The organism is Brachybacterium halotolerans (genome assembly GCF_016623465.1).
In the GTDB taxonomy this organism is placed as follows: domain Bacteria; phylum Actinomycetota; class Actinomycetes; order Actinomycetales; family Dermabacteraceae; genus Brachybacterium; species Brachybacterium halotolerans.
The window spans coordinates 90,846-103,503 of the sequence record NZ_JAEDAJ010000002.1; the positions used below are offsets into that span (position 1 = coordinate 90,846).

12 protein-coding genes are annotated in these 12,658 nt (G+C 72.0%); 4 read left to right on the top strand and 8 right to left on the bottom strand.

From position 1 onward, the window contains the following. Positions 1–33 precede the first annotated feature (33 nt). The gene (locus I8D64_RS04660) at positions 34–519 is read left to right on the top strand and encodes an ankyrin repeat domain-containing protein (RefSeq protein WP_200501350.1); all 486 of its coding nucleotides are present in this window, start codon (positions 34–36) and stop codon (positions 517–519) included. 64 nt (positions 520–583) lie between these two features. On the opposite strand, the gene I8D64_RS04665 is transcribed toward I8D64_RS04660, so the two are convergent. The 4 genes from I8D64_RS04665 to I8D64_RS04680 form a co-directional block, all read right to left on the bottom strand. After that, positions 584–1,087: a GNAT family N-acetyltransferase gene (locus I8D64_RS04665; protein WP_246482744.1), complete on the bottom strand. Its 504-nt coding sequence runs from the start codon at positions 1,085–1,087 to the stop codon at positions 584–586. A 5-nt stretch (positions 1,088–1,092) separates the two neighbouring features. After that, entirely contained in the window at positions 1,093–2,172 is a 1,080-nt protein-coding gene (locus I8D64_RS04670; RefSeq protein ID WP_200501351.1) for an Fpg/Nei family DNA glycosylase, read from the bottom strand. Continuing rightward, on the bottom strand, positions 2,172–2,678 hold the full coding sequence (locus I8D64_RS04675; protein ID WP_200501352.1) for a ribose-5-phosphate isomerase: 507 nt from the start codon (positions 2,676–2,678) through the stop codon (positions 2,172–2,174). The genes I8D64_RS04670 and I8D64_RS04675 overlap by 1 nt, the downstream gene beginning before the upstream one ends. A gap of 82 nt (positions 2,679–2,760) precedes the next feature. Further along, positions 2,761–3,369 (bottom strand): mycothiol-dependent nitroreductase Rv2466c family protein, encoded by a 609-nt coding sequence (locus I8D64_RS04680; RefSeq protein WP_200501353.1) that lies wholly within the window; start codon positions 3,367–3,369, stop codon positions 2,761–2,763. Between the two features lie 263 nt (positions 3,370–3,632). Here I8D64_RS04680 and I8D64_RS04685 point away from each other — a divergent pair, with 263 nt between their 5' ends. Beyond that, a complete protein-coding gene (locus tag I8D64_RS04685) occupies positions 3,633–5,456 on the top strand; it encodes an ABC transporter transmembrane domain-containing protein (RefSeq protein WP_343068435.1) in 1,824 nt (607 codons plus the stop codon). 8 nt (positions 5,457–5,464) lie between these two features. Next, on the top strand, positions 5,465–7,303 hold the full coding sequence (locus I8D64_RS04690) for an ABC transporter ATP-binding protein (RefSeq protein WP_200501354.1): 1,839 nt from the start codon (positions 5,465–5,467) through the stop codon (positions 7,301–7,303). 401 nt (positions 7,304–7,704) lie between these two features. On the opposite strand, the gene I8D64_RS04695 is transcribed toward I8D64_RS04690, so the two are convergent. The 4 genes from I8D64_RS04695 to I8D64_RS04710 form a co-directional block, all read right to left on the bottom strand. Continuing rightward, the gene (locus tag I8D64_RS04695) at positions 7,705–9,069 is read right to left on the bottom strand and encodes an ABC transporter substrate-binding protein (RefSeq protein ID WP_200501355.1); all 1,365 of its coding nucleotides are present in this window, start codon (positions 9,067–9,069) and stop codon (positions 7,705–7,707) included. 172 nt (positions 9,070–9,241) lie between these two features. Then, complete coding sequence (locus I8D64_RS17745; RefSeq protein WP_343068436.1) at positions 9,242–10,186, bottom strand: carbohydrate ABC transporter permease; 945 nt, start codon at positions 10,184–10,186, stop codon at positions 9,242–9,244. Next, positions 10,183–11,124, bottom strand: a complete 942-nt coding sequence (locus I8D64_RS04705; protein ID WP_200501356.1) for a carbohydrate ABC transporter permease — start codon at positions 11,122–11,124, stop codon at positions 10,183–10,185. Before I8D64_RS04705 ends, I8D64_RS17745 begins: the two co-directional genes overlap by 4 nt. A gap of 314 nt (positions 11,125–11,438) precedes the next feature. Continuing rightward, positions 11,439–12,266, bottom strand: a complete 828-nt coding sequence (locus I8D64_RS04710; protein WP_200501357.1) for a DUF4194 domain-containing protein — start codon at positions 12,264–12,266, stop codon at positions 11,439–11,441. A 41-nt stretch (positions 12,267–12,307) separates the two neighbouring features. Here I8D64_RS04710 and I8D64_RS04715 point away from each other — a divergent pair, with 41 nt between their 5' ends. Continuing rightward, positions 12,308–12,649 carry an MGMT family protein gene (locus I8D64_RS04715; RefSeq protein ID WP_200501358.1) on the top strand — a complete coding sequence of 114 codons (342 nt, stop codon included), beginning with the start codon at positions 12,308–12,310 and terminating at the stop codon, positions 12,647–12,649. Positions 12,650–12,658 lie beyond the last annotated feature (9 nt).

Genomic DNA, 12,658 nt, shown 5'->3' on the forward strand with positions numbered 1-12,658 from the left:
CCCCGCGTCGTGCGGGCCTTTACCCTGGTGCGCATGACTTCCGACGCCGCGCAGCCCGATCCCCCGCAGCCCGACTCCTCTCAGTCCGCTACCGCGCAGCCCGGATCGCCGCTCACCTCCGAGGAGCAGGACGAGCAGGTGCTCGCGCTGGCCCGGAGGATGCTCGACGATGCCCGTGAAGGCCGGGGCGACGCCCTGCTGCCGCTGCTGGACCAGGGGGCGCCGGTCGCCATGCGGGACTCGCGGGGCAACACGCTGCTGATGCTCGCCGCGTACCACGGTCACGCGGACCTGGTGCGTGAGCTCGCCGCCCGCGGGGCGGACGTCGATCAGCTCAACGACCGCCAGCAGTCGCCGCTCGCGGGGGCCGTCTTCAAGGGGTACGACGACGTGGTGTCCGCGCTCCTGGATGCCGGGGCGGATCCCGATGCGGGCACCCCGAGCGGCCGCGACTCCGTCGCCTTCTTCGGCCGGGAGGAGATGGGCCGGCTCATCGAGGAGAAGGCGCCGCGCGCCTGATCGCAGCGCCTCACGGGCGTACGCCGCTCAGACCCGCCGGTTCGCCCCTCGCTCTGCCCGCGGATCAGTCCCGCGGGTGCACGTAGCGCATCGGCACGTGCTCGATGCCGGCCTCGAGGAACAGCGGCCCGGTGGTCTCGAAGCCCATGCTCCCGTACCAGCGCTCGAGGTACGCCTGGGCGCCGATCTCGACCACCGCCTCCGGTGCGATCTCGCGGGCCACGTCGAGGGCCGCGCACACGAGGCGTCGGCCGAATCCGTCGCGCCGACGGTCCGCGCGCACCACTACGCGGCCGATGTGCACGGTGCCGTCGGGGTCGCGCAGGATGCGCAGCTGGGCGACCGGCTGGCGCTCGAGCCCGCCCGTGACGGGCTCAGCGTCCGGCACCTCGATCCACAGCAGCACCGTGGAGGCCTCGAGCTCACGGCCGTCGAGGTCGGCGTCGTCGGCGTGCTGCTCGAGGGTGAAGACGTCCTGGCGGAGCTTCGCGAGCAGGTAGACGGTGCGCGGATCGATCTCATGCAGGTGGGCGCGGCGCAGCACGCCGCCCGTCTCGGGATCAGGCATGCCCATCACCGTAGCTGCCCGTCCTGCGGATCCGCCCAGGCGGCGGCGGGGTGCTCCGTGGTCCAGCTCGCGCGGCGCGAGCGTCGGGTCTGGCAGCGGGGGCACCAGAACACCGTGCGCCCGGCGAGCTCCGTCGACCGGATCGCGGTCCCGCACAGACGGCACGGCAGCGTCTGCCGGTGGTACGTGTAGAAGGACTGCTCGCGGGGCACGACGCTCGGGTCGTCGTCCCCGTTCTGCCGCGTCGCGCGGGTGCGCTCCTGGATGACCGCCTCGATCTCGCGGTGCTCGGGCTCGGTCGTGACGATGCGGCCGGTGCGCGCGCCGTACCGCATGAGGGGCACCAGATCGTCCCAGATCCCGCGCACCGTCCCCGCGGTGAGGTCCTTGCCGGGCACGAAGGGGTCCAGGCGGGCGCGGAACAGCGCCTCCGCCCGATAGATGTTGCCGACCCCGGCGATGATCTCCTGGTTCATCAGCAGCACGCCGATCGACGTGCGGGAGCGCCGCACCCTCTCGACGAATCGGTCGGGGTCCGCGTCCTGGCGCAGAGGGTCCGGACCCAGCCGCTCCAGCACGGCGGCGCGGCCCTCGGCGTCAAGGATCTCGCAGGCGGTCGGCCCAGTGAGATCGGCGAGTCCGTGGGGGCCGGCGATGCGCAGGCGCGTGGTGGGACGCGGGACCAGGCGGCGCCAGTCCTCCGTCGCGGCGTCGTGCAGGTCGTACCCGTCGGCCGCTCCCGAGCCGCCGCCCTGCCGGGTCTCCCGCTCACCGATCCGCACCCGCGGCGCGCCGATCGCGTGGGCGAGCGCGAAGCCCTCCTCGCCCGCGAAGGTCCACGAGCCGTACAGGCCCAGGTGCACGCGCACCCAGCGGGCCACCGGATCGGAGACGTCGACGGACTCCTCCGGGGTGAAGGCGATGAGGAGCTGCTTCCCGGCTGCCTCGGCCCCGGCCAGCACCCAGCCGTCGATGCTCGCGGCGTCGGGGAACCGTCCCTGCGGGCTCGAGGTGCGCACGCGGCGTCCGCCGAAGCCCGCCGTGAGGGCGGAGGCGAGCCGGTGGACCGTGTGGCCCTCGGGCATCAGGCGCCGGCGGAGCCGGAACCGGCCGCGGAGTCCCCGTCGGCCGACGGGTCGTACCCGCCCGTGCGCTCATAGAGGCCCACCAGGTCGATGCGCCGCTGGTGGCGCTCGTCGCCGCTGAAGGGCTCCGCGAGGAACAGGTCGATGAGGTGCTCGAGCTCCTCCTCGGTGTGCTGACGGGCGCCCACGGAGATCACGTTGGCGTCGTTGTGCTCGCGGGCGAGCTTCGCCGTGTCCTCGTTCCACACCAGGGCGGCGCGGACGCCGCGCACCTTGTTCGCGGCGATCTGCTCGCCGTTGCCGGAGCCGCCGATGACGACGCCCAGGCTGCCGGGCTCGGCGACGACGGCCTCGCCGACGGCGGTGCAGAACGGCGGGTAGTCGTCGAGCTTCTCGAAGGTGTGGGCGCCGTGGTCGGTGACCTCGTGGCCCTTCGCGGTGAGGGAGTCCACGAGCCGGTTCTTCAGCTCGAAGCCGGCGTGGTCGGTGCCGATGTGCACGTGCATGGAGGGGGAGCCTTTCACAGGGTCGGTCGGGTCCGGGGCGGAGCGGGCGGGAGCGCTCGGCTCCCGCCCGCCCGGTCCGGGGTCAGTCGAAGATGGGGCCGACGGTGCGGCTGCGCTTGAGCTCGAAGAAACCGTCGACGCGGCTCATCGCCTCGAGGCCGTCGAACAGGGTGCCTGCCTCCTCGCCCTTGGGGGCCGGGGAGATCACGGGGCCGAAGTAGGCGCGGCCGTCGCCGAAGGAGATCACCGGGGTGCCGACCTCGTCGCCGACGAGCTCCACCACGGCCTTCTGCTTCGTGCGCAGGGTGTCGTCCAGGGACGAGTCGTGGTAGGACTCGAGCAGCGCGGGATCCAGGCCCGCCTGCTCGAGGGCGGTCTTCGCGGCCTCGCGGCGGTCCTGCTGGCCGCCCACGTGGTAGGCCTGGCCGTACGCGGTGTAGAAGTCGGCGAGGTCCTGGTTGCCGCCGGCGTTCTCGACGGCGAGCGCCACGCGGGCCGGCCCCCAGGCGTCGTCCATGCTGCGGCGGTAGCCGGCATCGAGATCGCGGCCCTCGTTGAGCGCGGCGAGGGACATGAGCGAGAACGTGATCTCCACGTCGCGGACCTGCGAGGCGTTCAGCAGCCACCGGCTGGTCATCCACGCCCACGGGCAGATCGGATCGAAGAACAGTTCGACATGCGGTGCGGTCACGGAGTCTTCCTCTCGCGTCGGGGATCGGCCGGGCCCGAGCGGACGTCGGCCTCCCCCATTCTGTCACCAGACCGGCCTCCCGGGCTGACCCCGGACCGGCCTCCCGAGCCGACTCCGGACCGCACGCCCGAGCGGATCGGCGATCCTCGAGGATCGCGGCGCCGGACCCGCAGATCCGGAGGGCGGGACGAGGGCGCGCTCAGGGCCCTGACTGGGCAGGAAAAGACATTGCCACGGGCGCGGGGATGGGATGGGATTCACGAGTGCACGATTCCCCCTCCCCCTCCTCCGGCCGGAAGGCCGCCCCGGCCGTCGCGGACCCCGCCGCGACGGCGGTGCCGCGCGTCTCCGTCATGCGGTCGATCGTGCGCAACCACCGCCGCTCGATCCCCTGGATCATGGCGACCTCCGCGTTCGTGGAGGCCGTCGACATGCTGGTGCCGATCCTCGTGGGCATCATCATCGACGTGGGCATCGTCCGCGGCAGCCTCGCGATCACCCTGCTGGGCGCCGCGGGCATCTTCGTGATGCGCCTGATCAGCACGTGGGTGTGGACGCTCATGTTCACCGCCTCGCAGCGGGCGCGCCTGTTCGAGCGCCATCGACTGCGGGTCGCGGTCACCGGCGCCGTGCTCGACCCGCGCTCGCGGCCCATCGAGCGCCCCGCCGGCGAGGTGCTCTCGATCGCGACCTCGGACGCCGACAAGGCCTCCGACATCATGGACATGCTGCCCTGGGCCTTCCCCGCCTCCGCGGTCGTGGTGGGCAGCGGCGTCTGGCTCGCGGTGCTCGACCCCTGGCTGGGCGTGGCGACCCTCGTCGGCATCGCGGTCATGGTGCTCGTGATCCGCGTGATCAGCCCCGTCCTCTCCGCCCGCTACGACGCCCAGCAGTCCCGTGCGGCCGACGCCGCCGCGACCGCGACCGACCTCGTCCACGGCCTGCGCGTGCTGCAGGGACTGGGCGTGCAGTCCCGCGCCCGCACCCAGTACCGCCGGCGCTCCCGGATCGCCCTGGACGCGGCGCTCGTGAACGCCCGCTACTCGGGCGTCTCGAGCGGCCTGACCACCCTCGTGACCGCGGCGATGATGGCGGCCGTCGTGATCATCGCCGCCCAGCGCACCGTCGCCGGGGACATGACCATCGGCACCCTGATCGCCGTCGTGGGCGTGGCGCGCTCGAACATGGGCATGCTGCAGGGCCTCTCGGGGATCCCGATCTGGTGGGCCAGCATGTCCACTTCCGCCGACCGGGTGCGCCGACTGCTCGCGGACCTCGGCCGCACGGTCGACGATCCCGCGCTGACCATCGGCCACCTCGCCACCGCGCGCGACGAGCGCGGCGAGGCCCGCCCTGGCGAGCGCCGCGCCGGCACCGGCGGCCTGCACCTGCGGGGCGTGGGCGCCGGCAGTCTGCAGGGCCTGGACATGGAGGTGCCCGACGGGCGCGTCATCGCCCTCGCCTGCGCGGACGCGCGCGACGCCGACGCGGTCGTCGAGGCGGTCAGCGGCCGCGCCGAGCACACCGGCGTCCACCTCGGCGACACCGAGGTCACCTCCTCGACCCGCTTCGCGACCCGCGCGGACCTGCTCGTCGAACCCCACGTCGTCGACCTCTTCGACGGGACCGTGCGCGAGCAGCTCGCCACGCGGGCCCCGGCGAGCGACCCTACGGACGGCAGCGACGACTCCTGGGCCGACGCCGCCCTGCACGCCGCGGGCGCCGACGACCTGCTGCGGATCCTGCCCGAGGGCTACGACACCCGCATCCTCGATCGCGGCGCGAACCTCTCCGGTGGGCAGCGCCAGCGGATCGCGCTCGCGCGCGCCGTGGCCTCCGACGCCCCGGTGCTCGTGCTGCAGGATCCGACCACCGCGGTGGACGCCGTCACCGAGCAGCACATCGCCGAGGCGCTCGTGGCCGCCCGCCGCGTCCCCGACCGGGCGACGCTGCTGGTCACCCGGGCTCCCGCGCTCCTGCGCGAGGCCGACGAGGTGCTCTACGTGCGCGGGGGCCGGATCACCGCCCGCGCCGACCACCAGGACCTCATGGACCGCGACGACTACAGGGAGATGGTGCGCCGATGATCCCCGACATGGCAGCCGTCCGCTGGGACCACGAGGCCGAGGACGTGCTCGAGTCCGACGCGACCGCCCGCCGCCAACTCGACGAGCACGCACAGATCCTGCCGATCGCCTCGGTGGGCACGTCGTTCTCCCACGTGGGCCGGCGCCTGCTCGCGCACTGGCCCTCGACCCTGCTCACCCTGCTGGTGGTGATCGGCGGAGCCGTCGCCGCGGCGTGGATGCCGCGCCTGATCGGCGGGGCCGTCGACATCGTCCAGGACCGCGCGGGCTCCGCCGCCGTGTGGCGCCAGGGCGGGCTGATCATGCTCGCCGGCGTGCTCCAGGCCGTGCTCTCCGCGCTCGGCTGGGCCCTGGTCAGCGGCATGGGCCAGCGGGTCCTCGCCGCCATGCGCGAGGACGTGATCGACCGCGCCCTGGACCTGCCCGCGCAGACCATGGAGGTCACCGGCATCGGCGACGCCCTCTCGCGGGTCGCCGACGACGTCGACGTCACCGCGCGCGCCGTCGACAACGTGGTCCCGAACCTCATCCAGATGGGCTTCTACGTAGTGGTCACGCTGATCGGCATGGCGACGCTCTCGCCGTGGCTGCTGATCCTTGTGGTCGTGGTGGTGCCGATGTACGCGGCCACGGGCGTGTGGTACCTGCGGCGCACCGCCCCCATCTACCGTCGCGAGCGCGTCGCGATGGGCGCCCGCGCCCAGGGCCTGCTCTCGGCGATCCACGGCATCCCCACCGTCCACGCCTACGGCATCGAGCGCCGGGAGACCCGCCACGTCGCGGTGCTCTCGGAGACCGCCGCGGTGCTGGCCATGCGCGTGATGGGTCTGGTCACGAGGGTCGTGAAGATCGTCGTGTGGCCAGAGAACCTGTCGATCGCCCTGGTGCTGATCCTCGGCTACGCGATGGTGCACGTAGGCGGGGCGCCGGTGGGCCTCGTGACCGCGGCTGCCCTCTACCTCATCTCGTTGCTCTGGCCGATGATGAATCTGCTGTTCAGCCTCGACGACGTGCAGTCGGCGGTCGCCAGCCTCACCCGCATGGTGGGTGTCATCGAGTCGATCGATCCGGCGTCCTCCCCCGGCGAGGAGGTGCCGGCGGACGCCTCGATCCGACTGCGCCATGTCTCCCACGCCTATGGCGAGGACGCGGACGGCACCGAGCGGACCGTGCTGCACCCGATCGACCTGGACATCGCTCCAGGCGAGTCGATCGCCCTGGTGGGGGCATCCGGCGCCGGCAAGTCGACGCTCGCCGCGATCATCACCGGCACCCTCACCCCGCGCCATGGCACCGTGCTCCACGGCTGCGCCGACCTCGCCAGTGCGGACCTCGAGTCGGTGCGCCACCACGCGGTGATCGTCTCGCAGGACGTCCACGTGTTCCGCGGGACTCTCGCCGAGGACCTGCAGCTGGCCCGCCCCGAGGCGAGCGACGAGGAGCTCTGGGCGGCGCTGCGCGAGGTCGAGGCCGACGCCTGGGCCGAGCTGCTCCCCCGTGGCCTGGACACCGAGGTCGGGGAGAAGGGCGAGCGGCTGACGGCCGAGCAGTCCCAGCAGCTGGCGCTGGCCCGTGTCGCGCTGCGCGATCCGGCGGTGCTGGTGCTCGACGAGGCCACGGCCGACGAGGGCTCCTCCGGCGCCCGCGTGCTCGAGCGCGCCGCGACGCAGGTGGCCCGCGACCGCACCACGGTGATCGTGGCCCACCGCCTGTCCCAGGCGAAGGAGGCCGACCGGATCCTGGTGATGGCCGACGGCCGCGTCGTCGAGCAGGGCCCGCACGCGGACCTCGTGGACCACGGCGGCGTCTACGCCGAGCTCTGGGCCGCCTGGAGCGGGAACGACTGAGCGATTCCGCGCCGGTGACTGTGCCGGTGCCGGCCGGACCCGGTGTCGACCGGACCCGGTGCCGTTCGACCTCCGATCCCTGGCAGCGTGTCACCCACCGGCGTATGGCGGCGGGGGGCCCCCCCCCCCCCCCGCCGCCCCCCCCCCCCCCCCCCCCCCCCCCCCCCCCCCGCCCCCCCCCGCCGGCCCCCCCCCCCCCCCCGCCCCCCCCCCCCCCCCCCACCTCTCGGAAGCGACGCACGCCGGCGTCACCCCTGGGGACGGACACGGTCGCATCGCCTCCCCTTGGGCCGCAGGAGGGAGCGTCAACGCTCAGCGTCCCGGTCCCCGTCCCCGTCCCCGTCCGCGGTCGTGGTCGTGGTCGCGGTCGTGGTCGGGTTAGCGCACACGTCCGCCCGACCTCACCCTGCCGAGTCGTTGTACTGGTCGAGGGCGGACTGCAGGCCCTTGACGGCCTTGGTCAGCCCTTCCTTCGGGTCGTCGCCCTGGAGGATGCCCTCCCAGGCCTCCTCCACGGCCTTGCGGGCCTGGGGCATGATGCCCGCGGTGCCGCCCTGAGTGGGGGTGCTGAGCTCGGTCTCGTCGAGCTGTTGGATGGCGACGTCGAACTGCGGGAAGTCCTTGCGCCACTTCGTGTCCTCGGGCTCGTCGAGCGCCTTCTTCGAGACGGGGAAGTAGCCGGTGCCCGTGTGCCAGGTGGCCTGGTTCGCGGGCTCGTTGCAGAACTGCACGAACTTCCAGGCGGCCTCCTTCTCCGCGTCGGAGTGCTTCTCCCCCACCACGTAGAGCGAGGCGCCGCCGATGACCGGCCCGTACTCGTTCTTCTCGATGCGCGGGTAGAAGCCGACGCCCAGCTCGAAGTCCTGCTCGTCGGCCGCTTCCTTCATGCCGCCCAGCGCACCGGTGGATTCGAGGGTGATACCGATCGTGCCGGACTTGAAGGCGTCCTGCGCATCGGCCGGGGCACGCCCCGTGTTGCCGGCGATGCCGTCGTCGACGAGCTTCTTCCACCAGGTCAGGAACTCGACGGCGGCGTCGTTGTCGAAGGCGAAGGCGCTCGCGCGCTCCTTGCCGCGGCCGTTGTCGGGCGTGCAGTAGAGCTCTCCGGTGGTGGCGATGATCTGCTCGACGAACCAGCCGTAGATCGCGCCGTTGAAGCCGAACTCCGCCGGGCCGTCGTTCTTCTTCGACAGGGCCTTCGCGGCCTCGCCGACCTCGTCGAGGGTCTCGGGCGCCTTGTCGGGGTCGAGTCCGGCCTTCTCGAAGAGCTTCTTGTTGTAGTACAGGACGGGCATCGAGGTGTTGAACGGCATCGACCAGAGCTTGTCGGCGACCGTGTAGTACCCGGCGATGTTGGGCTGGATGTCGGAGACGTCGTAGGAGTCGCGGTCGATGAACGACTGCATGGGCACCACGGTCCCGGAGTCGATCATGAACTGCAGGCCCAGGTCGTAGATCTGCACGAGCGCAGGCGTGCTGCCGGACTGCACGGCGGCCTTGTACTTGGTGATGCCGTCGTCGTACTCGCCCTGGTAGACGGGCTTGATCGTGATCTTGCCGGAGTTCTTCTCGTTGAACGCCTTGACGAGCTTCTCGAGGGTGTCGCCGTTGGTGCCGTCCATCGAGTGCCAGAAGGCGACGGTGGTCTCGCCGTCGGCCTTGTCGAGAGCGCCGGAGTCCGGGGCCTTCGCCTCGGAGCCTCCTCCGCCTCCCGAGCAGCCGGCGACCAGCGGTGCCGTCACCGCCATCCCCGCCATCGAAGCCATGACTGTGCGCCGTCGGATCATCGTCGGGCCGCCTTTCGTTTCCGTGAGGTGCGGGATCGGTTCTGTGGGGATGCGGGATGCTCGAGGGAGCGCGTGCGGGTGCAGGAGTGTTTGCGGGTGCCGGGCTGTGAGCGGGCGCGGGGATGTGCGCCGTCCGCCCCGTCCGCGCCGCTCATTTGATCGCTCCGCCGGTGAGGCCGCGGACGATGAACCGCTGCCCGAAGATGAGCAGCAGCAGGGTCGGGACCACCGCGAGCACGGTGCCGGCGAGCACGAGGCCGGCGTTGAAGTTGTCGGCCGACTTGAGCTGGGTGATGCCGATCTGGATGGTCTGCATCTGCGGGGTCTGCGTGACCAGCAGGGGCCAGAAGTACATGTTCCAGGCCATGAGGAAGGACCAGAATCCGAGCGCCATCAGCGTGGGCCGCGACAGCGGGATGAGGATCCGCAGCAGGAAGCGCGGGTTCGAGCAGCCGTCGATGCGGGCGGCGTCGAACAGCTCCGCCGGGAACGACATGAACGCCTGGCGCAGCAGGAAGATCCCGAAGCCGTGCGCGAGGAACGGGAGCGTCAGCGCGGGAAGGGTGTTGATGAGGCCCGCGTCGGAGATGAAGAGGTAGTTGGGGATGATGATCGCCTCGACCGGGACCATCATCGTGCTGAGCAGCAGGAAGAACCAGAAGGTGCGCCAGCGCATCGGCAGGAACACCAGCGCGAAGCTCGCCAGCACGCTCGTGATCATCTGGCCGGCGGTGATGATGCCCGCCATCGCCACGGAGTTCCCCCACTGCCGCAGCAGCGGGATCGCGTCGAGGGCGCCCGCGAAGTTCCGCAGCACCGCACCGCTCCTGGGCCACAGGGCGGCCGGGTAGGCGTTGATGTCGCCCGGGCCCATGAGCGAGCCGGCGAAGCCGAAGTACACGGGGAACCCGATGAGCACCAGGAAGATCAGCAGCACGACATAGGTGCCGATCTTCGAGGCGAAGCCTCCGGAAGGTCGTCGTCGGCGCGCAGGGTCCGACGGCCTCGCGAGGCCCGACGGCCGCGCGGGGCCCGGCGGCGTGGTCGGCGCCGGGCGGGCCGCGGACGACGGCGCGGTCGAGGAGTGCTCGTTCACTGGTAGAACACCTTCCTCTCGACGAGCCCGAACTGCAGGGCGGTGATCACGACGACGACGATCAGCAGCACGATCGCCTGGGCGGAGGCGTATCCGAAGTTCGAGTTGCCGTAGGCGAAGGCCTGCTCGTAGATCGAGTAGACGAGGGTGGTGGTCGATCCCTGCGGACCGCCGCGGGTGAGGATGTGGATCTGGCCGAAGCTCTGGAGGGAGTTGATGGTGCCGGTGACGAGCAGGAAGAAGATCTGCGGGGTGAGCAGCGGGATGATGATCGAGCGCTGCAGGCGCAGCCCTCCGGCGCCGTCCAGGCGAGCGGCCTCGATGATGTCGTCGGGCACGGATCCCAGGCCCGCCGAGAGCACCAGCAGGTTGTAGCCCATCTGCATCCACACGGTGGTCAGCGCGATCGAGATCAGCGCGATGTGGGGGTCGGTGATCCAGCCGACGCGGCCGATGCCGAACGTCCCCAGGATGCCGTTCAGCACGCCCGTGGCCTGGTTGAACATGACCGCGAAGATCACCGAGGCGGTCGCCACGGAGAACGCGAACGGCGAGGCGAACGCGGTGCGGAAGAAGCGGATGCCGCGGATCCTCTGGTGCAGCAGCAGCGAGAGCATCAGCGAGATCGCGATCACCGGGACCACGGTGAGCACCACGAAGGCGATCGTGCGCAGCAGGACCGCGTGGAACTCGGAGTCCTGCAGCAGCTTGAGGTAGTGCTCGGCGCCGACGAAGCCCGCGGGACGGCCCAGGATGTCGTTGCCCTGGAAGGACAGCACGAACGAGCGCGCGAGCGGGAAGAACATGAAGACCGCGAACACGGCGAGCGCCGGCACCAGGTAGAGCCAGGAGCTGTACTGGCCACGTCGTGAGGGCTTGCGGCGCGGGATCTCGGATGCGTCAGGGACGGTGGATGCGTCGGTCGACGTCGTGGTCATGCGACCCCTCCTCTCCTCGTCGTCGAGGCGGTGGGCGGGCGGTCGCCCTCAGGAGCGCGACCGCGGGTGGGGAAGTCAGGGGATGGCCCGAGCACAGGTGAACGGGAGATGAACACGGTGATCCAGGTCACCGTAGCAGAGGGTGTGCGGCATATGTCGGAACCCGGCGTCGGCGACCTCATCGACCCCGGCACCGCCGTCCGGGATGCACGGACGTGTGCTCAGCGTCCGGGGTCCGACGCTCCGGGGTCGGCTCCCCTGGATCGGCTCCCCGAGGTCAGGTTCCCGCGGCGTCGGCCTTCATCCCTCGGTGCTCAGCGCCCCTCGTCCCCGTCCGCGGGGTCGATCGCGCCGTCCACGGTCTCGTCCTCCGCGTCCGTGGTGGCCCCGCCATCAGCGTCGACACCCTCTGCGTCGAGGTCCTCGGCGTCAGCATCCTCTGTGTCGAGGTCCTGCGCGTCGACATCGTCAGCGTCGGCGTCCTCGGGGTCGGCGAGGCCGCCGGCTCCCGCCTCGCGGTAGAGCGCGATGAACTCGCGCGCGGTGTCGGGGCCGATCATCAGGCGCAGCACCGGGGAGACCTCGAAGGAGTCGCCCTGCTCCTCGAGCAGGCCCGCGCGCTGGATCTTGGTGATGGAGGCGCGCACCTCCTTGGCGAAGCCGGCCTCGTCGGTCGAGGTGGAGCGGCGGTAGGCGGCGAGCGCCTGCTGGATCTCCGCCTCGGAGACCACGGCGCGCTGTCCGCGCGAGGACTGGGTGAGCAGCATCTGGCGCAGCACCAGCAGCAGCACCGAGTCCAGGCGGTTCAGGCCGGAGAGGCGGCGCAGCAGCTTGGGGGCGTCGGGGTCGGACTCGCTCTGGCGCACGAAGGCGACCTGGGCGTCGTCGTCCAGGACCAGCTCGAGGAACATGTCGGCGAGCCGGGCCTCGATGGCGGCGCGGTCGCGCAGCAGCTGGCCGTAGCGCTGGGGTTCGCGCCGGCCGTCGACGAAGGGTCCCTGCAGGAGGGCCACGAGGACGCGGCGGGACTCGTCGACGAGCGCGCCCAGTCCGGAGGTGGTGGGCGCGTCCGGGTCGTCCGGGGACGGGGCCGAGCCCGAGGGGTTCGACGGGGCCGCGGCGGGCGAGGCGGGGGATGTCATGGGAGCCACGATCATCGAGGGTACCTGCGAGACTGGCCGTCATGGACGATCTCACCGTGGAGCGGGTGCTGCGCACCGTCGAGGCCATCCCGCCCGGCCGCGTCGCGAGCTACGGCCAGGTGGGTGACGTGTGCGGGGTGGGGCCGCGCCTGGTGGGTCGGATCATGAGCCAGTGGGGCTCCGGGGTGACCTGGTGGCGGGTGACATCGGCCGACGGGGACCTGCCCGCTCCGCTCCTCGCGCGCGCCCGTGACGCGTGGGACGAGGAGGGGATCGCGCTCAAGCCCAACGGGCGCGGCTGCCGGATCGCGCGGTACCGGGCCGACCACGAGCAGCTCGTCGCGGCTGCTCGACGGGCCTGGGCGGACCTGCCCGAGGAGTGAGGACCGGCC